The 22,748-nt window shown below is 33.9% G+C and carries 26 protein-coding genes; 2 read left to right on the top strand and 24 right to left on the bottom strand.

Going from position 1 to position 22,748, the window contains the following annotated elements; genetic code table 11:
• Positions 1–191: 191 nt before the first annotated feature.
• The 16 genes from IEV15_RS10830 to IEV15_RS10755 all read right to left on the bottom strand — a co-directional run bounded on the left by IEV15_RS10830 (position 192) and on the right by IEV15_RS10755 (position 12,766).
• The gene (locus tag IEV15_RS10830; RefSeq protein ID WP_188362550.1) at positions 192–659 is read right to left on the bottom strand and encodes a PEGA domain-containing protein; all 468 of its coding nucleotides are present in this window, start codon (positions 657–659) and stop codon (positions 192–194) included.
• Positions 660–676: 17 nt separating this feature from the next.
• Entirely contained in the window at positions 677–1,069 is a 393-nt protein-coding gene (locus IEV15_RS10825; protein ID WP_188362549.1) for a hypothetical protein, read from the bottom strand.
• 561 nt (positions 1,070–1,630) lie between these two features.
• Complete coding sequence (locus IEV15_RS10820) at positions 1,631–2,044, bottom strand: hypothetical protein (protein WP_188362548.1); 414 nt, start codon at positions 2,042–2,044, stop codon at positions 1,631–1,633.
• Between the two features lie 167 nt (positions 2,045–2,211).
• Positions 2,212–2,454 carry a redox-active disulfide protein 2 gene (locus IEV15_RS10815; RefSeq protein ID WP_188362547.1) on the bottom strand — a complete coding sequence of 81 codons (243 nt, stop codon included), beginning with the start codon at positions 2,452–2,454 and terminating at the stop codon, positions 2,212–2,214.
• Between the two features lie 117 nt (positions 2,455–2,571).
• On the bottom strand, positions 2,572–3,948 hold the full coding sequence (locus IEV15_RS10810; RefSeq protein ID WP_188362546.1) for a serine hydrolase domain-containing protein: 1,377 nt from the start codon (positions 3,946–3,948) through the stop codon (positions 2,572–2,574).
• 128 nt (positions 3,949–4,076) lie between these two features.
• Positions 4,077–4,679, bottom strand: coding sequence for a hypothetical protein (locus tag IEV15_RS10805; RefSeq protein ID WP_188362545.1), 603 nt, complete (start codon positions 4,677–4,679; stop codon positions 4,077–4,079).
• Between the two features lie 35 nt (positions 4,680–4,714).
• The gene (locus IEV15_RS10800; RefSeq protein ID WP_188362544.1) at positions 4,715–5,458 is read right to left on the bottom strand and encodes a hypothetical protein; all 744 of its coding nucleotides are present in this window, start codon (positions 5,456–5,458) and stop codon (positions 4,715–4,717) included.
• Positions 5,459–5,507: 49 nt separating this feature from the next.
• Entirely contained in the window at positions 5,508–5,993 is a 486-nt protein-coding gene (locus IEV15_RS10795) for a hypothetical protein (protein WP_188362543.1), read from the bottom strand.
• Between the two features lie 261 nt (positions 5,994–6,254).
• Entirely contained in the window at positions 6,255–6,680 is a 426-nt protein-coding gene (locus IEV15_RS10790) for a response regulator (protein WP_188362542.1), read from the bottom strand.
• Positions 6,681–6,997: 317 nt separating this feature from the next.
• A complete protein-coding gene (locus IEV15_RS10785; RefSeq protein WP_188362541.1) occupies positions 6,998–7,411 on the bottom strand; it encodes a hypothetical protein in 414 nt (137 codons plus the stop codon).
• A gap of 198 nt (positions 7,412–7,609) precedes the next feature.
• Positions 7,610–8,587 (bottom strand): outer membrane protein assembly factor BamD, encoded by a 978-nt coding sequence (locus IEV15_RS10780; RefSeq protein WP_188362540.1) that lies wholly within the window; start codon positions 8,585–8,587, stop codon positions 7,610–7,612.
• A 24-nt stretch (positions 8,588–8,611) separates the two neighbouring features.
• Positions 8,612–9,013: a hypothetical protein gene (locus IEV15_RS10775; protein ID WP_188362539.1), complete on the bottom strand. Its 402-nt coding sequence runs from the start codon at positions 9,011–9,013 to the stop codon at positions 8,612–8,614.
• Between the two features lie 833 nt (positions 9,014–9,846).
• Complete coding sequence (locus IEV15_RS10770; RefSeq protein ID WP_188362538.1) at positions 9,847–10,899, bottom strand: CNNM domain-containing protein; 1,053 nt, start codon at positions 10,897–10,899, stop codon at positions 9,847–9,849.
• A 309-nt stretch (positions 10,900–11,208) separates the two neighbouring features.
• Complete coding sequence (locus IEV15_RS10765; protein WP_188362537.1) at positions 11,209–11,889, bottom strand: DedA family protein; 681 nt, start codon at positions 11,887–11,889, stop codon at positions 11,209–11,211.
• Positions 11,890–11,945: 56 nt separating this feature from the next.
• Positions 11,946–12,179 carry a hypothetical protein gene (locus IEV15_RS10760; protein WP_188362536.1) on the bottom strand — a complete coding sequence of 78 codons (234 nt, stop codon included), beginning with the start codon at positions 12,177–12,179 and terminating at the stop codon, positions 11,946–11,948.
• A gap of 239 nt (positions 12,180–12,418) precedes the next feature.
• Entirely contained in the window at positions 12,419–12,766 is a 348-nt protein-coding gene (locus IEV15_RS10755; RefSeq protein ID WP_188362535.1) for a hypothetical protein, read from the bottom strand.
• 139 nt (positions 12,767–12,905) lie between these two features.
• On the opposite strand from IEV15_RS10755, the gene IEV15_RS10750 reads away from it, so the two are divergent.
• Positions 12,906–13,856, top strand: coding sequence for a hypothetical protein (locus IEV15_RS10750; RefSeq protein ID WP_188362534.1), 951 nt, complete (start codon positions 12,906–12,908; stop codon positions 13,854–13,856).
• Between the two features lie 482 nt (positions 13,857–14,338).
• Here IEV15_RS10750 and IEV15_RS10745 read toward each other — a convergent pair whose 3' ends face one another.
• The 6 genes from IEV15_RS10745 to lepB all read right to left on the bottom strand — a co-directional run bounded on the left by IEV15_RS10745 (position 14,339) and on the right by lepB (position 20,460).
• Positions 14,339–14,830 (bottom strand): hypothetical protein, encoded by a 492-nt coding sequence (locus IEV15_RS10745; RefSeq protein WP_188362533.1) that lies wholly within the window; start codon positions 14,828–14,830, stop codon positions 14,339–14,341.
• A 159-nt stretch (positions 14,831–14,989) separates the two neighbouring features.
• A complete protein-coding gene (locus IEV15_RS10740) occupies positions 14,990–16,063 on the bottom strand; it encodes a hypothetical protein (protein WP_188362532.1) in 1,074 nt (357 codons plus the stop codon).
• 373 nt (positions 16,064–16,436) lie between these two features.
• A complete protein-coding gene (locus IEV15_RS10735; protein WP_188362531.1) occupies positions 16,437–17,675 on the bottom strand; it encodes a hypothetical protein in 1,239 nt (412 codons plus the stop codon).
• A gap of 62 nt (positions 17,676–17,737) precedes the next feature.
• Positions 17,738–18,322 (bottom strand): hypothetical protein, encoded by a 585-nt coding sequence (locus tag IEV15_RS10730; protein ID WP_188362530.1) that lies wholly within the window; start codon positions 18,320–18,322, stop codon positions 17,738–17,740.
• 375 nt (positions 18,323–18,697) lie between these two features.
• Positions 18,698–19,543, bottom strand: coding sequence for a T9SS type A sorting domain-containing protein (locus IEV15_RS10725; protein ID WP_188362529.1), 846 nt, complete (start codon positions 19,541–19,543; stop codon positions 18,698–18,700).
• Positions 19,544–19,785: 242 nt separating this feature from the next.
• Entirely contained in the window at positions 19,786–20,460 is a 675-nt protein-coding gene (gene lepB / locus IEV15_RS10720) for a signal peptidase I (RefSeq protein ID WP_188362528.1), read from the bottom strand.
• Positions 20,461–20,956: 496 nt separating this feature from the next.
• Between lepB and IEV15_RS10715 the strand changes: the two genes are divergently transcribed.
• Complete coding sequence (locus IEV15_RS10715) at positions 20,957–21,595, top strand: hypothetical protein (RefSeq protein WP_188362527.1); 639 nt, start codon at positions 20,957–20,959, stop codon at positions 21,593–21,595.
• 219 nt (positions 21,596–21,814) lie between these two features.
• Here IEV15_RS10715 and IEV15_RS10710 read toward each other — a convergent pair whose 3' ends face one another.
• Both IEV15_RS10710 and bamE read right to left on the bottom strand, forming a co-directional pair.
• Complete coding sequence (locus IEV15_RS10710; RefSeq protein WP_188362526.1) at positions 21,815–22,060, bottom strand: hypothetical protein; 246 nt, start codon at positions 22,058–22,060, stop codon at positions 21,815–21,817.
• Between the two features lie 174 nt (positions 22,061–22,234).
• Entirely contained in the window at positions 22,235–22,606 is a 372-nt protein-coding gene (bamE, locus tag IEV15_RS10705) for an outer membrane protein assembly factor BamE domain-containing protein (RefSeq protein WP_188362525.1), read from the bottom strand.
• Positions 22,607–22,748 lie beyond the last annotated feature (142 nt).

Raw genomic sequence — 22,748 nt, 5'->3', positions numbered from 1 at the left:
AATGTGATGGTGTAATTTATTGATTATCAAAACATCAACTACATTCAATACTAGAGTACCTACTTTTATCTAATCTGACAAACTTCGTTTATATATTATGCTATTTTGCTATCTCTTATAGAAAGGTGTGAATAAAAAAACTCCCTTGACATTTTTCTTGAAAAGGGAGTTGATACGATTAATTTGTAGTTTTATTCAGATTTCTTTAATTGTCCTATTTTTTCAGAATTCGGGTCGATATCCATACTTATTTTTATGAACAAATCACCATTTTCTGTTTTATACGTTGTTCCTTTTTTTAAATTGCCATCAATTTCTTGTGGTTTTAATTTGTGCATTGCCCCGGTTATTGGATCTACTATAATTCCAATTAACCCACCAAATGCAATATTTCCTATATACCAGGCATTGAACTTTTTCTCTAATTTAGTTTCATAAGTTTCATATCCGTCTAGTTTTAAGACTAATTGATATTCTTGGTTTCTTTTAAGATTTTTTTGAACAGGCGTGTTGCCAATTTCAACTTCGTTAATGAACACTTTTGCAGCACTCGGTTCTGAAGTTATTTCCACATTTTGTCTTGAGCCTGAAATAATAGTTGCGCAGCTTGAAAGTAGTACTACAGATGAAAGAATAAGGATTCTAAAAATGATTTTCATTGAATTGTGTTTAAAGGTTAGTCAAGTTTTAATGTATATTGTTTTAAAGATGAAACATCTCCATCATATCTATAAAGTTCAATTTTTAATCGATAACAACTACTCCATAGGTCTGGTTTTTTTTTATCCACAACCTTTACAATATTCGCTCCGTTCTTTCGTGCTTCATTTTTTGCTTTTGTCATTAAACTGTTGAAACTACAGTCTGTAGAAAATCCCGAATCTTGAAATCTTAAATCGCCCACTTTTACTAAGTTTGCCGGTAATTTGTGTTCGATGTCTAAAAGTGCAACGCTTTCGGTACTATTTAATGCCGGTTGAGGATTAACAAAATTTGAAGTGATTTTTGGACTACAACTTGTAAATCCCAATACTGCAATCATAAACAGCATTTTAGTCATTTGTTTCATGTTTTATTTTTAAAAGATTACACATTCTTACTAAAACCCCGCAAATATATATAACTTTTCCCTTCCTATAAAAAGAAATATCAAGCTTTTTCTTATGTTTTATTCTAGGTAAGACCTATGAATTCCTTACGACTACGAATTCAAATCATTACAGATTTAGACGTCTTCAGTGGGATGACATAGCGTGGTAAGTGTTGGGTGACTTTGATAATGGGATCCCTCCTTACGTCGGGATGACATAACGTGGTAAGCGTTGGGTGATAAGTTGGGGGTGAGTTTGATTATGGGGTTGCTGCCTACTGCGTAGGAGGTCCCTATTTCGTCTTCGACATCCCGCGGGATGACAAACTTTGAGGGTAAACAGGGGGTGATAAGCTGTGGGTGACTTTGATTATGGGATCCCTCCTTACGTCGGGATGACATAGCGTGGTAAGTGTTGGGTGACTTTGATAATGGGATCCCTCCTTACGTCGGGATGACATAACGTGGTAAGCGTTGGGTGATAAGTTGGGGGTGAGTTTGATTTGGTTGGTTATCTAAACACAACACCAACATAACTTTTTATTGAATCTTACACACTTCACCTTCCATTGAAAAGTCCATTACTTTACAACGAAACGTAGCACAATTTTTATTCATAGTAAGAATTTTTATGTTGACACCGCCATTCGCATTAATTTTTAAATCCTCTTCGTCAAATGTACTTTTGGATGTATCACAAAATAGGTTGTATTCACAGTCGTTGATCCATTGTATTTTAAAGTACATTTTACCTCTAATTCTTTCACCGGCGATGGTAAACGTCTCTTCTGATTGCCAATTTCCTCTTCTTTCAATAACATACCTTCGGTCCAATTTGGCGTCTACAATTTCAAAGGTACCTGATTTAAAATCGTTACAGCCTTTGATAATATGCTTCGGTTCAGTGTTTGCAAAGCTGCAGAAAACGAGTAGGAGTACGGGTAGGAATTTCATGGTTTGGTTTTTTAGGTTGGTACTAGTTTGATACGTTGTTTTTCGTTATAGCAAAGTGAGATTATAAAAACCAACATCAGGAGCCTGAAATGGTTGCTAACTAACTTCCGATGATCATTCAATTTGTACTTCGCTCAACGAAGTCTCATAACCATCGTTATTGACTTCTACGTTCTCGACTTAATTTCCTTTTTAATCTTATTGATTGTTCCTAAATTTAAAAGCACAACCGGTACTAAAGTAATAGGCATCACTACAAGCGGTGTAAATCCTGTATTTATAGTGATATACATGCTGGCAATAAACAAAACAGTTAATGCAGCTACAAGCAAACCTGTTAGTATTCGCAATGCTTTTTCATTCTTTTTTAGTTCCTCAATGGTTCTTTCACTTAACTTTTTGCTTTTCATTTTGTTGTTTTATATAGTTAGTGCTATTTTTCCCTTACTGAGTGCAACGCCTAATGCGGCACCAACACCAATTCCGTTGCCTACATTTCTTTTTTTGGATTCTTTCATCATCGGTATTTATTCCCTTTTAAGCACTATTTTCATTCCCCTTTGATTCAATTCAAATGTATTTTCTTTAACGTTAAATACCATTGTAATATCGGCAGGGTCAAACTTAAAGGTATCGTTCTCATAGGCATCCAAAGGGATTTCACCTTGGCCGGTTGCTTGGGCATATAAGGTATTATCTTTTTTACTTATTGTAATTTTTAACGGGAAATTTTCATTTCCATAAACACCTAAATAGTTATCCAAATCTTCCGATTGCAACTGTATCTTTTTTTCAGCAAGTAAAGGTTCGTTGTATACAACCATCCGAATTTCTTTTGTGGGGAATCTAGTAGTAGGAAGGCTATTGTTTTGCAGTACGATTATGGTTTTGTCATTGGTCAAATGCCTTTCAATAAATGTAGAATAACCTGCCCAACCCCCCGAATGGCTTACTATTTTTCCATACTTGGCATCATCAGTAATAAACCAACCAAAACCATAATTGGTTTCTTTTCCATCGGTTGTTTTTGTGGATTGGTAGAGTAAATCCCGGCCCTTTTTACTTATGAATTGCTCATTATACAAAGCCCTGTCCCACACTAATAAATCAGAAATGGTGGAGTTCACCATCCCGTCACCAACAATTCCGTCGAGATAATACGAATAAAACTTTTTACCGAAGCTATCGGGCAGTACTTTATTGCCCAAACTATCCAAAACATAGCCGTTTGCATAATTTTCCACTTTCATCGGTTTATACCTGCTTCTGTAAACGAAGGTATTGTTCATTTTTAAGGGTTTAAAAATGTTTTCTTGTAAATACGCTTCAAATGATTTTTTAGCTACTTTTTCAACAATCAAACCCAAAAAGGCATATCCCGTATTACTGTATTCAAATTTTTCATTGGGTTTAAAGCGAATCGCCGGTTTGTGTTTTGCAAACTCGTTGACGATATCCTGATTGACTACAAATTTAGTTTTGTCCCATTTTTCATCAAAGAGTTCCATGTAATCCGGTAATCCTCCGGTGTGATGTACTAAATTTCTAATGGTAATACCTTCATAAAAAGCAAGCTCGGGAAGGTACTTCGAAATTTTATCATCATAACTTAGCTTTCCTTGTTTTTCGAGCAATAGAATTCCCATTGCGGTAAATTGTTTTGACACGGAAGCTAACTCAAAAATAGTCGTCTCGTTTAATTTCCTTTTCGAAGCCTCATCTGCTAAACCATAACTTTTTTTAAAGATTACATTTCCTTTATCGGCAATCAGCACATTGCCGTTGAAAGCATTTTTGTTATAAAGAGCAGTAAACAAGCTATCTAGAGTGTTCGTTTGTGCCGTTTGTCCAAATGATAAGGCAGAAAAAAACATTCCTAAACCTATTATAAGTATTCTTTTCATAGGGTTGTGTTTTATTATTAGTTATTCGGTTAGACCATCAAATATAGGTAACTTTTTTATTGGTTTTGAATCGTGGTTGTGGTTTTTTTAACAAGATAGTCTACTCAATTAGTAGTAGGAGCTTTCATTTATTCGCTTAAAATTCTGTACCAATTAGTTTGAAGCTTCCAATTGTTTGTTGGGTTTTTCGCTACTTGCTCTTCAAAATATCTGATGTCTTCTTCATGTGTGGTGTAAATGAATTTTGTTGATGGGGCACTAAAAAAATTTCTAAACACAAAAAATGTAATCGTTACTTTTTCCTTGTCTTTACTAATACCAATGTCATTTCCCCCATGAGAAACAATGGGGAATTCATAGGGAAGTTTACATATCCAATTATTCCAACTCACATTTGATTTAAGTTTGTCGTTTTTGACTTGATCTACGATTTCCATTCGTTTGTCATACAATAGATGCCAATCAATTTTTTCAATAACCTTGTCAAAGGTCCACCTGTATAAAGTTAAATAAAATAAGATTGCAAAAGTCAGTATTTTTAGAAACCTCAGTTTTGTACTTGCTTTCCTTTCTTTTATTAGTTTAAAAAGTTGCATAATCAAAACAATCAGTAGTAACAGTGAAAGGCCTAACCAAAGAATCGGTACAACAAAATAAGGCACTAGATAGTGTTCTATTAGTTTCCATATAATCCAAACTATGATTATTATGATTAAAAACTTGCCTTTCATTAAATATAGTTTAATTGGTGTCGGATTAACTTTAACTACCGTATTACTTTTATTAAAGTATCTTTTTTAGTCTCATAGTAGGTAAAAGTCTCATATGTAATTTCAACATATAATGTATCTTTATTTTTTTTATTAATTTCTATTTTTCTCATTTTATCCAGTCCTTCATGCTTTTTTACATTAAAAAATAAAATATCATTTGATAAATTGATTCTAATGTCTGATTTTTCTATGCGATTCCATTCCAACAAACTAATTGAATCTTTATCTATTTTAAGAAATGCAGGATATACGATATTTTCATCATTTTCATCATATGTTATATGAGGAGGAGGAGGAGGTAAAGAGTACTTGTTTTTTTTTATTAATTCATGTATTTTTACATCTGATTTTCTTTGCCAACTACCGTAAATCTCTTCGCGGTTCCATTTGGGTTTTCTTTCTTTTAACTCGATAGGAATTTCTGTGAAATTGAAGAAAACACACTTATTGTTTTTATTAAAATGTTTGTCAAATTTTATTTTAAAACCATTTTGAGACAATAAAAAATAGGTGTTATCGACCTTTTCAATTTTCCATTGCGACTCATTATCTATTCTATAATAGTCAAAACGACAGTATGTTGTATCGTAAAAATCAATTTCTATCGTGTCACGAGATTCAATTATTAAATTATAGGACTTATTAGAAAGGTTTATAAAGTTGTCGTTACCGGTACAACAGCAACATAAAAATGTAAAGAGTATACTAGTAACTATGCTATATTTTTGGAAATTCATACTAAAAATGTTAGGTAACGTATTTGTTTTAGCGTTGTATTTCTAATTATCAATCCTCAAACGAATCGTTGTATACGTGTTCGATCTTTCCATCCGTAATAACCACTTCATTACCATCGATAATAAGACTCCCTGAAAAGGTCATGCTGATGCAGTTTTTTGTATTTACATTTACTTTGCTCAACAAGGTTCCCGCAACAAAATCACCTTCCGTAACCGTTGTATTTTGAATTCGGGTGTAGATGAATTCTTCCAATATGTTAGTCCCTTTTCTTTTGTAAGGCAGTTTCACAGTGATGGAATAGGAGTTCTGCGGTGAAAAGGTACCGTTAGATAAGTATAGGCTTAAGGTGTGACCTGAACCGTCATTATCTAAGTCAATGCCTCGACCCGACATTTGGAATTCCATAGGCTCGCCGTTAATTTTCATGGTGATTGTTTCCGTTTGCGGACAAGAAGGGCCGTCATCGCTTGAACAAGAATTTAAAAGAAACAGACTTAGTACGATACATCCAAATAGTTTAATAGGCTTCATTTTTACTGTTTTTAGCAGGATTATTAGATTGGGTAGCGGTTGTGTTGTTGCACAACGGCTGTTTTCAAATATAAGCACTTTTATATTATGTGGATGTTATTTTTTAGAAAAAAGGGGGAAACTGAAGGGAGTGGTTTTTTTAATTACTTGTACGAAAAACTCCGTCAGAGTTCCAAACTCTGACGGAGTTTATATTAGGAGACTATAAATGTTATAGTGAAATCAATGGTCATTTTAAGCAGTAACAGTCTATTCGATTGTTTATTTTATATAATTTGGTGAAACGCATTTTGACCAATAATCGAGAATCACTTTCATGATATCCTTTACCTCCTTATATTTGGAAGGTTTGATAAAAAAGCCTTGAACGGATTTTGAATAGGCATCTACAATATGATTTTGCTCCGCACTCGTAGAAAAAAACAAGAAAGGAATCGACTTCGATCGAAGTGATTCATTCTCATGGATTTTTTCCCGTAACTCAATTCCATTTAACTTAGGCATATTGATATCCGAGAAAACAATAAACGGTTCAACATCTTTTTCGGTCAAATACTCCAGTGCTTCATTACTGTCTAAGAAAAAAATAAGTTCGTTGTCGTAATCTAATGCATCCAACGCCTGTTTAATGATTTCCTGATCGTCGGCATCATCTTCAATGATTACTATGGGTCCTTTTCTATTCATGTTTTCCTCTTTTTTCTAAGCCTTTTTTGATTACAGTAAAGTAACAGTTATGGTGCGGTAAAGTCATTATACAATTGTATGAAAGAGTTAAAAGATTTACTCTTATTATGGGGTGGTTTGTTTGTGGCTAGTTATTAGTTATTAGTGATTAGTGAATAGTGATTAGTAATTAGTAATTAGTAATTAGTGAATAGTGAATAGTGATTAGTAACTAGTGATTTAGAGCATAGATAGTGGAGGATAAGGGGGGATTAGAGAAGGCTTGCTGTGTGGGGATATACGCAGCGTGGAGTGCCTATAATGAAAATGGGTAAACTCTATGTAAAAGCCAGTAAGTCCGGTTCCAAATATTTTTCTTTTGCTTTTTCACACTTAAAAATATCTGTACTGTAATGTTGGTCTATACAATTTTTAAAGTTCTGTTTCAGTTGTGGGTACGAGGTGATGAATTCATGAAATGTTGCTAACTTTTGTTTTTGCATAAAGTGTTTCACTACTTTAATAGCCGCTACGGTTAGGGTATCATTGTACTTTCCTGTTGCACCCAAATGTCTGACATAGTTCTGAAGTTGTGTCGTTATATTTTGAATTGCTATGGGTTCACCGTACTTCATTATATGTATCCAAGCTAATCTTAAATGTGCTTCATGGGTAAAAAGTGTAGGGTCTACTAAAGCGTTTGCAAATTGTTCTTCAAACTCTTGGTCTGTTAAAAGGAAATGGTGTTCCATATTTTAAAGATTATTATTTTACTTTTTGCACTTTGAAAGGGGCTCTTTTCGTTACTTTTTTGTTGTAGTAGCTCAATACCCATTGTATTTCATTCCTTTACGATGCTTGTTTCGCTTTCCGATAGGTACTATAAACCGGCAAACATAACCCACTTTTAGATTAACTCCATAAAAAAACTGTTCCTCTTCCTAGATGCTTTAATCCCAGCCGCCTTTTAATCCACTTTCATCTCTATATTGACTATCATTTTTACCATACGGATCATTATGATATTTATGCAAAAGCCGGTTTAGTTTGGTGGCTTCACCCTTTTTTAGAACGGTTCTCATCCCTGCATAATATTCTTCTCCCTTATATCTGGATTCAAACACTAGTTCTCCTTTATAAATAACGGTGTTTTTTACTACTTCTTTATTGGATGTATACGCTTGATAGTAATATTTGTTATTACCTTTAATCTGTTTATTAAAAATAAATCGAACGCCACTAATTCCTTCCGTAGTTCCAATCAACTCAATTTTCTTTATATCATTCAAAATATCAATGATGAAAGTAGACTCATTAGTCTCTTCATAGCCCGGATTCTTTTGATAATAATAGATGTGTTTGATTGTAACATACATAAGATTTCCTTTTCTTTGATAAGAATAGGTTTCAGAAGTTGTACTTGTATTTCCATTGAATTTTTTAATCTCATGAAAATAAATAAGATTTGCGGCTTTGTCAATCAGGCTATATATTTCATTGGCTATTGGCTTTCTTACGCCGGCTAATTTTTCTTGCTCTGTCTCTTTTGTCGCACTTTCTTGGACATCAATTAAAATTTTTGAAAGTTGCTTCGTTTCATCATCTGTAAGTCGTTCTACATTCTTTGTAAATCCAACAGGTTTTTCTTCGCCATCTTCAAGCTTAAAATACCTTTCAATTTCTTTATTTGCAGCATTGTAATTTCTTAATTTAACCTCTGCCATGATATGTAGGTATTGCAATTGGAAGTTACTTCCTTTTAGCGATTCTTTTGATTTCTTTATATAGTCTATCGCTGCTTTATACTCTCTACTTTCATACAATTCTTTCGCTTTGTAGTAATTTCCCTGAGCGATCATATTCGAAGACTGAGAAAACAACGTAGTTTGAAATAGAAATAAACAACATATAATGATAATGTTTTTCATGTTTAAGAATTTAAATACTAGCTATTACTTTGGTTTTGATGCTAAAAAATAGATGGTCACGGCATCCGCAGTTAGGTGCTCCCCCCATTCTTTCACTTGACCCGGCTCCAAACTCACGCTGAATTGTGTATTCGTAGGATTTTTATCTGTCAATCGTGCACCAAAGCTTATCTTTCTGTTTGAAATATTTTCAATTCTCGCTACATAATAATGTCTGCCTGAATTAAGACTTTTTTTAACTTCAAATCGTACTCTAATTTCATCAAACAAAACTGCCGTTTGACTTATGTCACCTATAGACCACCCTTTGTTGTTTTTGAATACTTTTACATCTGTAGGTTGTTGTGCCATGATTTGTTGACTTCCAACGACTATCAGTATTACCACTAACAGCCTTTTAAAATTTAATAAATTGCTTACTTTCATAATGATTTAATTTTTTCCGATTTCGTTTTTTCCGATTTTAAAGCCCCAATATACTACTTTCTGTATTATTTTTCCAAATAAAAAATGCATTTTAATTGAAATTCTATGGTTTTTTAGGTGAAGTTATTCCCGTATTTTAGGTGATGATATGCAAGTACTTACTATTGTTTGTTGGATTTATTACAACCGCTTTGGTTCACTTTTGATTTCATCTAAACTGATTATGAAGCTGTTTTTATTTTTTTAAAAAGAAAATTTAATTTACATGTGGGATGGGGAGACTTTGATTATGGGGTTGCTTCCGCCTAGGCGGGACAAGCCTGCGTCGGGATGACATAGCGTGATAAGCAGGTAAGTCTATTTTAATTATCTGTTCGAACAACTCCGTCAGAGTTTGGAACTCTGACGGAGCTTAATTCGGAAACTATACGAGAAAAAAGGGAGGTGAGTTGGATTATGGGGTTGCTGCCTACTGTGTAGGAGGTCCCTTCCGCCTATGCAGGATAAAATTTCGTCTTCGACATTCTGTGGGATGACAAAAAAGGGGGTGATTAGCTGTGGGTGAGTTTGATTATGGGATCCCTCCTGCGTCGGGATGACAGAGCGTGTTAAGCAGGGTGTGAGTAGGATTATGTGGTTGCTGCCTACTGCGTAGGAGGTCCCTATTTCGTCTTCGACATCCCGCGGGATGACAAACTATGAAGGTAAACTGAATGTGACTTGGATTATGGGGTTGCTGCCTACTGCGTAGGAGGTTCCTTCCGCCCAGGCGGGATAAAATTTTGTCTTCGACATTCTGTGGGATGATAAACTTTGGGGGTAAAGAGGGGGTGTTATTGCTCTTTTTTCAAAAGTTCGTACTTTTTCTGTTTTTCTTGCCATCGTTTTACGGCATATTGTTGCATGTCTTCCACGCGATCCTTTTCGTCTACTATTTCAAAACCGAGAAGTGATTCAATGATATCTTCAAGGGTTACAATACCATCCATTCCACCATATGGATCGATAATTAATGAGATATGTTCTTTCTTGTGAAGCATTTCTTCCCAAGCGTCAAATAATGTTTCACTTTCAGGAAAGTGAATTATCTCTCTTTTAATATCTTTTAATTTTAAATTAAACTGGTCTTCTGCCAATTTTTCAAATACTAATTCTCTAAATACATAGCCAGTGATGTTGTCTCTATATTGGTTATAAATGGGTATTCTCGAAAAGTGAAGAAACTCTTTATTTTTCAGAAACTCTTCCAGAGTCATCTCTTCATTGGCTGATACTACCACAATTCGTGGTGTCATTACTTCTTTGATTTTTAAACTTTTAAGTTTAATTAGATTTTGAATAATTTTATTTTCTTTGTCTGCAAAAATACCTTCCTGTGTTCCGATACTTGCCAAAGCAGCGATTTCTTCTCTACTTGTTGTAAGTTCTGATTTTTCCCTTGCCAGCATTTTTGTCAGTATGGATGAAGTCCAAACTAACGGATAAATGATTACTATCATTGCCTTAATAACTTTGGTAGCTATTCCCAGTAATTCCTTACTGTAGTTAGCTCCTACTGTTTTGGGAATAATTTCAGTCAGCACTAAAATTAAAATAGTTAATACAGCTGAAACCACTCCAAAATAGGCTTCCCCAAAAACGATTGTAGCTTGGGCTCCTACACCCGCAGCTCCAACTGTATGAGCCATCGTGTTGAGTGATAAAATGGCAGACAGTGGTTTATCTATATCTTGTTTTAAATGCAACATGGTTTCAGCATCTTTGTCGCCATTTTCATGTCTTGATTTTAAATAGGAAAGAGGAGTGGACAGCAACACTGCTTCCACAATGGAGCATATAAACGAAGTAATTAATGCTGCAAAAAGATAAATCAGTAATAAAGTCATTTTGTTTTGCTTGTTTTTTTTTAGTAACTGTTGTTTATTAAGCAATGCCTGACGTAACCAAATACACACCAAATATATACAACTTTTACATCCGATTCAAAAATTATTCTTCCCTTATTTTAAAATTGTGTAGTCCAATTTGACACCTCATGTAGGGCCTCATTTCTGTCCCTTTTGCATCGGAATACGTACCCGCTCCGAGAAGTGTCCTTCTAAAATAGCACTGTGCTCACTTCGAATAGCAGGGGAGCTATTCGCGGCAACGGGTTTTTCAGTATTTTAAGTTGTAAAGCCACACCAAGGAATTCGTTAGCGGGGCTGTTTTTTCTTTCTGTTGTTCCGAATGATTTCAATACACATGGGTACTAATGATAGCAAGATAATTCCCAATATAACCATTTTAAAATTATTTTTAACAATGGATAGATTACCAAAAAAGTAACCCAGGAAAACCAAACTTAAAACCCATATAAATGCTCCACTCACATTATAACGAACAAATTTGGCATAGGGCATTTCTGCAATTCCTGCTACAAATGGAGCAAACGTTCTGATAATCGGTAAGAAGCGAGCGATAATGATTGTTTTTGGACCGTGATTTTCATAGAATTGATTTGTCTTCAGAATGTATTTCGGATTTATGATTTGCTTATCACTTATCTTCCAATTGAGTATTTTCAGACCGATAGTCTTACCAAGATAATAATTGAGAGCATCTCCCAGAATTGCTGCTATAACCAAAAGTAGCAGCGTAAAAAAAAGATTTAATTCTGCCGTTTGTCCTATATCATTTTGAACGCCTGCACAAAACGTCCCTGCGGTGAACAATAGTACATCTCCCGGTAAAAAAGCCATTACCAAAAGTCCTGTTTCCATAAATACTATCAAAAATAATAGCACATAAATCCATACACCGTACTCCCAAACCAATTCAAAAAGATGATGGTCAAGATGTACTATAAAATCCAAAAGATTATTGATAATTTCCAAAGTGTGTTTTGTTTAAGATTAGCATCGTACTTGTAAATTTCTTTTTACGTTTTGACCTATAGCAATTGTTTGTTTTTAAAAACTTCTAGTTCCAAGGATCGCAATTCAGTTTCCATTTTCTTTTCCTTTTTAAATACTCCTGTCATTCTATTGATTTCACCACTTTTGAGTTGGTCAAGGTCGATTTTTAAAAAGGCAGCTTCCAGGCTGATTCGTTTTGTGAACAGTAGGCTATTTTGAGATTGGTTAAGTCTGATGAAATTAGTATTCCCTTGTTCTTTACCATTCAACGACAGGTTTTCGCCTTTTATACTATCCTTGAAAAGTTGCTACTTTTTTAGGTATTGATTATTCCGATAAGCATGAGCCATAAAAAAGGTAGCAAACACCATAAGGTGGTGCGTACAATGATAACCGACATTACTACTTTGATTGTAATTATGTTTTAGATTTTAGATCAAAATAGTGATTGCGGGTCTGTAGTACCAAAGCATGGGAACAGCGTCAAAAGAAATAATCGGACCATCGTTTATGTAAAACAATGAAAGGGAAAGATGAGCTTACTTGATGTTAATTTTAGAGGAATGGTTTTACCAATCTCTAAATAAAGGAGTTTATAATCGTAGGTTTCGGCAGTAGGAAGCGATACCTTATCGTTACCAGGAATGAATGGTATTTTAACTATTTTAAACGACCAATTAGCCTGATTAGTTCTGAGACACCCATCAACGATTAAGGCTTGATGGTCGTTGTTGATTGAGGAAGTAGTAATCTCTCCTTGGCTATCAATTGTTGTGAGTACTCCACTAAAATCTTGCGGAGCACCAACGGACAGACCTAAAAACAGGCTGCAAATAAAATACTTAAAGCCAAGCATTTTGAATAATTTATTAGACAAATGTAAAGGTATTATGTGTTAAGAAATTCATAAAAATTAATTTCTAAAAAATCTTTATTACAGTGTTTTTTTAAAATCAATTTCCCACTACATTTGTTGCGATTTAATTCACTTCATTATGGAATTAGCTATTGGTTATATTGGTTTTATTATTTCAGCGTATGCGGTAATAGCCAATGACGTTATACAAACTCTTGGCACATTTATAGCTTCAAATTTTAAAGTAAAGTGGTGGTGGCTTTGGTTGTTTGCGATTAGCATTTTATCAATAACGCTATTTTATGGATGGTATTATAATGATGGCGATGTATCTTATGGCAGATTGGACACTATACCCTTTCCGGAAAAATTAGAATGGTGGTACCTTTTAGCACCAATCGCCCTTTTAGTCATAACACGTGTTGGGATTCCGGTGAGTACAACTTTTATGATTTTAAGTATATTTTCATCCGGTGTGATTGTAGAAAAGATGATTTTGAAATCGGTTTATGGCTATTCAATTGCCTTTGTGTTTGCCATTGTTGTATATGTTGTATTATCTAAAAAATTAGAATCCAAGTTTTCAATAGATAAATTAGATAAACAAGCCAAGAAGCATTATTGGTTGGTAGCTCAATGGTTTTCTACCGGTTTTTTGTGGTCGCAATGGCTGATTCAGGATTTTGCAAATATTTTTGTTTTTCTTCCAAGAAAACTTTCCATCGAGCAACTCTTGATATCATTACTCATCATACTTCTGATTATGGCGTACATTTTCAGGAAAGGAGGAGGTAAAATTCAGGAAATAGTCAATCAAAAATCAAATACTGCGAATATTCGATCTGCTACAATTATCGATTTAATTTATGGCGTCTTTTTATTTGTATTTGGAAATCTCAATTCAATTCCGATGAGCACTACTTGGGTATTTATTGGGATTCTGGCGGGTAGAGAGTTAGCGATAACGTATTTATTGAATAAAACAAAAATAAAATATACTTACATCATTATAGCTAAAGATTTCGGCAAAGTAAATATTGGACTTGCTGTGAGTGTAGTGATCGCTTTTTTGATTCAGTATTTAAAATAGCTGTACCGTTTTGAGCTATTAGCTGTTAGCGGATTGATTTTTTATGGTTTAGCGGTGATGAATTATCGTTTTGGAGGTTGCGATATGTAATACGCTTTTTAAAAGATGGGAGTAACTAGATTGGACAATAGGATTGTGGTAAGTAGGAGGTTATAAGCTTTGTGTGATGTGGATTATGGGATTGCTTCGCCTGTTCGCTATCGCTCCAGTCCTTCCGCTTAGGCGGACATGCCTGCGTCGGGATAACATAGCGTGATAAGCAGGGGTACAGACATCGGAAAGGTGAGAGCAACTTTTTTAATTACTTAATCGAATAACTCCGTTAGCGTTTGGAACTCTGACGGAGTTTCATTCGGAAACTATACGAATAAGCGGAGGCGTCAGTTCTAAGAAAGTAGGGTTCTCTACTTGCTCATCCGTAATTTCTGTTAATCAAGTATATGGGCACTCTATTACCAACTCCATTTTTTGATTATTTTTGATTATTCCATTATTTTAAAGTCGTGAAGTCCAATTTGATAAATCATGTAGGGCCACATTTCTGTACCTTTAGCACCGGAGTAAGTACCAACGTTTGACGTTTCTTTAAATTCACCATCTTCGTTTCTTTGAATGTCTGATTTGTATGAAAGCGAATACTTTGTCCGGTTTTTCATTACAAGTACTACTTTCCTATCCTCTTCTTTATCATCCTCTTTTATCCCACTTGTTCCTAAGCAAAAATAAAATTCAATAGTTCCTTCTTCTCCTTTTTCATTGAATAGCGTATCGTTTTCCCAAATATCAATTATTTCTTGGAATGGTTCGAACGCAATGATTGAATAGTCAAAGTCAGCATCATCAGTGGGGTGGAGTTTAATTGTAAACTTTGTTCCTAACGGAAATGCGAAACCTTTTGCAGGCTCTGTTGGTAGATCTTGGGAATAGGAGAGCATGTTGGTTGTTAAGAATAGAATCAATAGTAGCTTTTTCATGTTTTTTTAGTTGATAGTTATGTGTTAACCGTTACGTGCTAACCACCCAAATATAAAACTTTTTGATCATTTTTTAACTGGTAATGTGTTTAGTGGTAGGCCTACTTAAAACATCAGTTCACTTTTTTTGTAAGCAGGACAATACCCGATTGGCAGCTGTTACTTTTTGTATGATTTGTACACTTCACTTTTAATCATTTCTTTTTCTTTGTTCTTTTTTATGTTTTTAAACTCTTTTTCGATATTACCTTTAAAATTCTGCTTCAAATTTGTAACCCCCAATTTTTCAATGCAATAAAGGAATTTATAGATGGAGTCTTCATTTTTATCAGTATGACTTAATGAAAACCAATACAGTTGAGCCGCAAAGTCATAGATTTCTAAATCCATAGCTATATCAGCATATTTATAGATATCATCTACGGTTTCGTTTTTATCTCTAAATAATTGTCCGATTGAATTTCTTCGAAACAACAAATAAGCATCTTCTGCATTTTGCGCACTTATGGGTAATCCAAAAAAAGGATTGTGATCTAGAATATTTTTTTTCTTACTGTTCCAATCTTCAATAGTATTACGTTTTCCTTCACCATTTTTTTTATTAAGTTCACTTTGTGAATAAAACAATTCAAAATTTGTCCAAGCTGAATTTGGATATTGTTTTATTATTTCTGCATATATCGAAATTGCTTTTTCGAAATTTCCTTTGTCGTGTTCCGCAATTCCTTTTTCTATTTCTGAGTTTAGTTGTTTGTTAAACAACTCCAATCTGTTTTTTAGTTCTCCTAAATATAAATCAGCATAGGCTTCCGGTATTGAAAACATTTTAACAACTTCAAGGTATTTGAATGCATAATCGAATTCTCCTTGTGACACTAACATAAAAATTTTTGTTGTTGGAATAAGTTGATTTCCTGCTTCCATTTCCATACATGCTCTCCAATAATCTGAATTATGACTGGTTAACTTTAAAACATCTTGTTGTTCAGAAAAGTTAGTTTGGGTTACCATCGTACCAAAATTTTTAACTCCGAGAAATATATCTTCTACACTAGTTTGATAACTACTCAAAATAGGCAGCACTTTGATTGCATAGCTTTTATTCATTTCAAATTTCTCTTGTAAGCTTGCGTTTTTGTAGTCTTGAAGGCTCTTTTCATTGTCTTTTTGAGCTATCAGCATTACATTTGTAAAAAGTAAAAATAGTAGGTAAAAAATAGTTTTATTTTTCATTTTATGTGATTGTTTATTTTTCAGGTTTTTAGAAATAGTTGCAGTTAATAAGTAACTAGTTTCAAATATAATTAACTTTCCTAATTCTTTCTAAGAGTGTACAAGTTTTTTCTTATGGTTTTTATATAGTTATAATTCTTGGTTGTTTTTAAGATTATGAGTAGGGTAGTTGCCTACTGCGTAGGAGGTTCCTTCCGCCTAGGCGGGATAAAATTTCGTCTTTTCGATGATGGGGACATTGGGGACGGTGGGGACGATGGGAAATGATAAGCTAGGTGTGATGTGGATTATGGGATTGCTTCGCCTGTTCGCTATCGCTCGAGTCCATCCGCCTAGACGGACACGCCTGCGTCGGGATTACAAGTCGGATTTTTTATTTGTCTGTCAGTTGGTTACTAAAATAATCCGGTAAAGTTGCAACTGCAGCTACCAACTTTTCATTACTCACTTTTTTTATAGTTTCATCTTCAATGTGGTAGTTGTAGTTTTTGAAAAGGAAATAAAATAACAATCTGTTGAAATAGTCTAATTCTGTGTCGGCTATAATTGCCAGCATTGCGTTTTCAATTTCATCTCTGTTTTTTGTTTCAGATAATGCTCTTCCCACACGCCCGATACTACCGAAGTAATGATTTGAAGCAGGATTTTCAATTCTAAAGGAAATACCCAAAATCAGGTCAGTCACATTAATATTTAGTTCTTCAAGCTCTCTGATATAGGTGTTTCTTTGTCTCCAAGCATAACTACCGTCTGACACTCGATCAAAACGGTCGTTCATAATATCCAAATGTGATTTTAAAAAAACTTCCCAATTATAAGTTTCAGCAGAGAGCAAGGCCATGTTGATTGCGTGTTCTCTTGGTCTACTATCTTGACTACAACCTCCAACTACTCTTGTACTTCTCATCTCATCGAGTAGTTTTGCTTTCTTTTTATCAGATAATGAAGTCCAATTTTTAGGTAGTTCTACCCAACCGTTTTTTAGATTGTCTTTAAACTTTGTTGTTGTTGTGTCTATTAAACAATCGGAATACCCTATCATTTGAGCATATTTTTGAGGAATAGCCACTGAACTGAAATTTTCCGGGAAGAAAAAGGCGGAAAGCGATTCTTCCGAATATTTTGTTTTTTTTGTGTATTTAATAAGCCACTTATTAGAAAAATCTTTTTGGTAAAGAGCTACGTCTTCTGAATGTATACTAAATCCATAATCATTTTTCAAGTCAAAATGTTCAAATTCTATACTATTTTTATTATCGTAGTTTTTGATTTGACTCTTAATAATCAACACATTTCTCTCAATGGTTGCACTTGGATATTTTTTTATAAAGTCGTCAAAGGAAATATTGGCTTCTATATCTTTCATTGCTTCCTTACAATTGTCTTTGTCCACTTCTACCAAGTGTCCAATAGTTTGGCTTTTAGCATAAAATACGGTATTGAAATTGCAAGTTTTGTATTTCAAGTTCAAAGAGTCCACTATATGACTCAATTTTCCCATCGTTTGCTCGCTATAAATTAAGCCGTTTGGATGCACTTTAAATTCTCCGTCTTGGCAAAAAGCTGTGATTGTGTAAAACAATCCAATTAGTAGTGTTGTGCTGTTTTTCATTGTGGTTGTCTTTTTAAAGTTGAGCCTAACTAGGATATAAAAACAAATATAAAAATAGCATTTTAGTTTTTTACTTTTCTAACTATTTTTAAAAATTCGGTAGAATCGGTTTCAATTCTATTCAAATATATGGGTATCAAATTCTCGTCCTGAATAAAATATTTTAAAGCACGTTTACAATAATAACGTTCATTGTCAATAGCTAAAAAAATTGTGTCTGTATTAATTCGATATTTTCCTCGTGTAATAGTTGTCCATTCAATTTCTTTTGACTTCAACATGTATTTTCCATCGGCTAATGTCAATTTATTTCCAATTTTATCCAATGCAATAAACTCCGGTTCTTTATCAAAAAAATTATATGGAAACCAAAAAGAGCTAACGCCAATTAAAGTAGCAATTACTAAACTAAACAAAATTACTTTCGATTCTTTACGATTTTTTCCTTCTTTTATTCTTCGGATACTTTTAATTGATGTAACTAAAAATAGTACTACGCCAAAAAAAAGGAAGCATAACATTTTAATTCCACCTACAAGTCCACCAAAATCACCTTCCGTTCTTAATTCGGATTTAAGAATGAAAAACAGCAAAATTCCAATCGGAAAGATTGCTTTTACTAATAGACTGTAGTTAATTTTTCTCAAATTATTGGAAACTAGTAAATGAAATTAAATATAACTAACTTTTTTTATCCCTCTCAACTACTATCCAAGCTTTTTAATAACGTATTTGAGGTTAAAAATATTTTAATTATTAGGAATTATGAGATTGCTTCGCCAGTTTGTTGTTGGTTGTGTGCTGCCTACTGTGTAGGAGGTCCCTATTTCGTCTTCGACATCCCGCGGGATGACAAACTTTGAGGGTAAACTGTGGGTGATATTGATTATGGGATTGCTTCGCCTGTTCGCTATCGCACGAGTCCTTTCGCCTCGGCGGACACGCCTGCGGGATGACATAGCGTGGTAAGCAGGGGGGCTCAGAAAACGGGCAATTTTTTTATAGCTGAGGCCTTAGAGGTGCTAATTCGCAATACAAATTTTAGCCACCTTACATTTTTTACCGTCTTGGGTGATTTGTAAATAATACACTCCCGCTTCCAAATTGTCTCGGGATATTGCAATTACATCGTCACTATTTCTTGGCGATTCTTTTACGATTTGTCCCAGGGAATTATATAAACAGTAGCTTGCGTTAATAAAGCCGGATGACGACGAAATTACTACCTGTTCCTTAAACGGGTTAGGACTAATGGTTATGTCATCTTTCCAAAAATCTTCAGTTGAAAGACTTGCGCAATTGGTTGGTACCGTTCCATCTGCCAGTCCTCTGTTATATATTGGCGTGTTATTTTGAGAACTACATTCTAAATAAAATACGGGGTCGCTAACTAATTCATAGCTAGCTGATACCGGGTGTTCTATGTTCCCCACACCCTCTATCCACGTTTCGTTGAATCCAAACCCATCCATCCTGTATAAGAAAAATTTCTTCCGTTGGCCACCCACGACATTTATATTTGTAATTGATTCAACATAATAGGAAACGCCGTTGGCTAACGTAACGATACTTCCTGCTTGTAAACTAAAGTCGAATAAGAGTACATCGGCATTATTATAAAATTTATAGACCTTTTTAGTAGCCACATCTTCCCTGAGATACACCTCTCCAAAATAAGGTTGAATATATTTATTATAGGTTATGCCATTAAAAGTTGCTTGTCCGTCCGGCGTAATAGAAAAATGACTAGGTCCCAATTGAGTCGCCATTAATACATGCCAGCTCGAATTGTTTAGCATCGGAAAATAGTCCTGACAAATAGCCGTAATCGGAAAAAGGATGACAATTAAAAGTAATTTTGTTTTCATAGTAGTAGTATATAATGTTTGCTATTTAAAGCAACTCTGCCAACTTGTAAATAATATCAAATATAACCAACTTTTTTATCCCTTTCTAAAAGAAATCAAGCTTTTCTTATCGATTTCATTTGCTAAACAAGGAACGTAATTACTACCTTTATATATGCTAATGCTAGTATAGAATACAAGTAAAATGAGCACTTCGGATAGTGGGGGGACTTACAATGAACACTATATGGTTTTATAGCAAGCTATTTATTTAAAACCACACCTTTGATGTCACTAACGTCTATTACACCAATATATCTTGAATCTTCACTATTATCTCGATTATCGCCTAAGACGAAAATTTTTCCTATTGGTATTTTCAAGGGACCAAAATTGTCTTTATTCCATTTTTTACCATACCGTCTTTCGATGGAATTGTCCGTTTTATTTTCAGGTTCAATACTTCTTTTTAAACCCATTTTTAAAGCAAATGATTCTTCCAATGCTATAAAACGCTCGTTTTCATAACCAAAAACCAATAATTTGTTATCCTCATACTCGTTACTAAGTTTAAGCTTTTCATACTGGACATTGTTAACCGCATAAAAATGCAATAATTTAAAATCTTTATCCTTGTTCGTACCGTTCACGTAAAGCACACCATTTTTGATTTCTACCAGATCATTTTCGATAGCACATAGTCTATGCACTCTTAGATTACTTCCGAATAAAGAATCACCATATTTATAACAAACGAAATCACCAATTTCCGGTTCCCTAGTATTTGTAGCCATAAATTTTGTTCCTTGTTTCAAATTGGGCTCGTTTGCAACGGTAGGATTATTATAAATTTTAAAAATCCCGAAAAATCCCAAAAATTGGTAGGTTACAAAACATACGCCGACAATGATTACTATCTTTTTTAGGTTTTTATTCATATTTTGTTGTCTTGTTTTAGGGTATTATTTTATTGGGTTAACTATTAAATAGTTCCAAATATAACCAAGTTTTTTATCCTTTTAAAAAGAAATCTAGCTTTTAGTTCTGTTTTTTTGGAGGTTAAAAGTCTTTTAATTATTGGAATTATGGGGTTGCTTGGCCAGTTTGCTGCTGCATGTGTGCTTTCGTTTCGGCGGATAGGTCGGGGGCGGGTAAGGGGGTTGCTGCCTACTGCGTAGGAGGTCCTTTCCGCCCAAGCGGGATAAAATTTTGTCTTCTACATCCCGCGGGATGACAAACTTTGGGGGTAAACTGGGTGTGACTTGGATTATGGGATCCCTCCTTCGTCGGGATGACAGAGCGTGGTAAGCAGGGGGAATAGATGGCACATTTATTGATTTTCATTTTTGCTTTCCCAATTTACAGAATGCCTATTGGCAAAATAATTCAGGGTCTATTAACTTTAACATAGGTAAACTTCAAATTTTTTATACTATGAAATTATATTGTTTTTTTATGCTTTTAAGTGTATTGGTCTCATTTTCACAAAATGATACACTTTCATCTTTTGATGTGAAAAAAGTTTTGAATGTTGATGAACAAAAATATTACTATTATGAAAAACTAAATTCTAAAGAAGATACATTTAATCCTGATAATTACATATTGATTGATAATAAAGTGATTAAATCGAAAAATAAATTAGAGATTATAAAAAATGGATTTTTAGAAAAGGAAATTATCTTCACTACAGCTGATAGTAAAAAAATCATACACATAGTTGAAGACACTCCCATTTTTTATAAAATATACTGCGATGAAAATGGTTTAAAAAAAGTTGAAGTTTTTAAGGATACGATTCTTATAAAAGAGTTTTTTTACGGACTAAATCATCGTGTTTATAGTTATAGTTATACCGATTTTGGCTATTTTTTATTAGATCATTTTAATGGTAAGATATATAAATATAAAGTAGTTGTCACTACTTCTAAAATAGTTAAAAAAGAGCTAGTGGAAACTTCAGACGCTAGTGAAATTGCTGAAGATAGTGATGGTGCGTATTTTTATACCAATACTGTCAGTGAATCTGATGTGATTTTTGACCGATTCACTAAGGAGTGTTCAAAAGAATAATTTACAAATTAAATCAGAGCAACGAGCACATTTTGGAGAGCGAGGGTCAAATTATTCATCAAATTTACGCTTTGGGCTTTTCCGCATTTGAGTATCTTCGGTCAGCGTTTTATTCCGCACTATTTTTCAATTGCGATTAATTGAGCAATTTCGCAACTTGCTAAATTCCACGCAAAGTTTAGTGTAGATGAACTCGTTTAAGATCCGTCTTATTTTTAATTATCTTTCTTCCGGTTTTCTTGTTAGCACAAAATATATAACATATAACCAACTAAAAATCCCGTGCAAAAATGCCAATAAAACCGATTTGTTTCTTTCCCAAGAAACTACCACAGCTAAAACACTTCCTAATCCAATTCCACTACTGATTGCAGTGTTTCTTATTCCATTGTTTCCAGCATCTTGGCTAAAGCATTCTAAACTGCATATTGTCAAAAAAATTAAAGTCAGTTTTATTTTATTCATGTTTTACTGTTTTGAGTGGGTTGTGCTAACGAAAGCCTATGTATTGGGTATTGCCGAAGGCGGGGATTTTAGCACCGTTCTTCACTAGAAATACCACTACTCAAATATAGCAAAAAGTTTATTAGAATTATTTCACCCTCGCTTTTGGCAATACCTCATTAGCAGAAGTTGTAATTAATCAACATAAAATTCTGATTGAATTAAAGAAACTCTATTATTTTCAAAAATTATATTTCTTCGTCTGTAATGTGTTGAATGTGGAGACCAAGAATACCACAAACAGTAATACTCATTTCCATTCACATCTGCTCTAATTGGTTTACCAAGAATTTCGTAAACTTGTGAGACACTCATTCCATTTTCAATTTGCAAAAATTTATGGTGAGAATAATTTTTAGAATATTCAGAATCGTCGGTTGTAAGCAAAACTCGTAAAAAAAGTCCAGTGTATCCGTCTAATTTCAAGAGCGGATTGATTTTTTTGATGCTAAAAAAAATTAAAATCGCCAAGCCAATTGCAATTCCAAATATTTTTAAAACTTTCATATTAATTGATATTTAATTCAAATTGGATTTAGTTTGAGATTATTTCTTATTGTAAGATTCAAGTTTTAAATCAGAATCTTGATAGAATTCTGTAGTGTTAGTTCTGTCAATTAATTTTTGAATCATTTTCGTAGTGTTTTCG

It is taken from the genome of Flavobacterium orientale, assembly GCF_014638005.1.
Classification (GTDB): Bacteria; Bacteroidota; Bacteroidia; order Flavobacteriales; family Flavobacteriaceae; genus Flavobacterium; species Flavobacterium orientale.
This window is presented reverse-complemented; position numbering and strand designations above follow the sequence as displayed.

Coding starts and splice junctions, on each gene's coding strand:
- IEV15_RS10780 (WP_188362540.1), bottom strand. CDS start 8,587: ATGAAAAACATTATCATTATATGTTGTTTATTTCTATTTCAAACTACG.
- IEV15_RS10805 (WP_188362545.1), bottom strand. CDS start 4,679: ATGAAAGGCAAGTTTTTAATCATAATAATCATAGTTTGGATTATATGG.
- bamE (WP_188362525.1), bottom strand. CDS start 22,606: ATGAAAGTTTTAAAAATATTTGGAATTGCAATTGGCTTGGCGATTTTA.
- IEV15_RS10715 (WP_188362527.1), top strand. CDS start 20,957: ATGAAATTATATTGTTTTTTTATGCTTTTAAGTGTATTGGTCTCATTT.
- IEV15_RS10750 (WP_188362534.1), top strand. CDS start 12,906: ATGGAATTAGCTATTGGTTATATTGGTTTTATTATTTCAGCGTATGCG.
- IEV15_RS10810 (WP_188362546.1), bottom strand. CDS start 3,948: ATGAAAAGAATACTTATAATAGGTTTAGGAATGTTTTTTTCTGCCTTA.
- IEV15_RS10825 (WP_188362549.1), bottom strand. CDS start 1,069: ATGAAACAAATGACTAAAATGCTGTTTATGATTGCAGTATTGGGATTT.
- IEV15_RS10725 (WP_188362529.1), bottom strand. CDS start 19,543: ATGAAAACAAAATTACTTTTAATTGTCATCCTTTTTCCGATTACGGCT.
- IEV15_RS10830 (WP_188362550.1), bottom strand. CDS start 659: ATGAAAATCATTTTTAGAATCCTTATTCTTTCATCTGTAGTACTACTT.
- IEV15_RS10800 (WP_188362544.1), bottom strand. CDS start 5,458: ATGAATTTCCAAAAATATAGCATAGTTACTAGTATACTCTTTACATTT.
- IEV15_RS10755 (WP_188362535.1), bottom strand. CDS start 12,766: ATGCTTGGCTTTAAGTATTTTATTTGCAGCCTGTTTTTAGGTCTGTCC.
- IEV15_RS10820 (WP_188362548.1), bottom strand. CDS start 2,044: ATGAAATTCCTACCCGTACTCCTACTCGTTTTCTGCAGCTTTGCAAAC.
- IEV15_RS10790 (WP_188362542.1), bottom strand. CDS start 6,680: ATGAATAGAAAAGGACCCATAGTAATCATTGAAGATGATGCCGACGAT.
- IEV15_RS10795 (WP_188362543.1), bottom strand. CDS start 5,993: ATGAAGCCTATTAAACTATTTGGATGTATCGTACTAAGTCTGTTTCTT.
- IEV15_RS10740 (WP_188362532.1), bottom strand. CDS start 16,063: ATGAAAAATAAAACTATTTTTTACCTACTATTTTTACTTTTTACAAAT.
- IEV15_RS10745 (WP_188362533.1), bottom strand. CDS start 14,830: ATGAAAAAGCTACTATTGATTCTATTCTTAACAACCAACATGCTCTCC.
- IEV15_RS10770 (WP_188362538.1), bottom strand. CDS start 10,899: ATGACTTTATTACTGATTTATCTTTTTGCAGCATTAATTACTTCGTTT.
- lepB (WP_188362528.1), bottom strand. CDS start 20,460: ATGAATAAAAACCTAAAAAAGATAGTAATCATTGTCGGCGTATGTTTT.
- IEV15_RS10775 (WP_188362539.1), bottom strand. CDS start 9,013: ATGAAAGTAAGCAATTTATTAAATTTTAAAAGGCTGTTAGTGGTAATA.
- IEV15_RS10735 (WP_188362531.1), bottom strand. CDS start 17,675: ATGAAAAACAGCACAACACTACTAATTGGATTGTTTTACACAATCACA.
- IEV15_RS10785 (WP_188362541.1), bottom strand. CDS start 7,411: ATGGAACACCATTTCCTTTTAACAGACCAAGAGTTTGAAGAACAATTT.
- IEV15_RS10815 (WP_188362547.1), bottom strand. CDS start 2,454: ATGAAAAGCAAAAAGTTAAGTGAAAGAACCATTGAGGAACTAAAAAAG.
- IEV15_RS10710 (WP_188362526.1), bottom strand. CDS start 22,060: ATGAATAAAATAAAACTGACTTTAATTTTTTTGACAATATGCAGTTTA.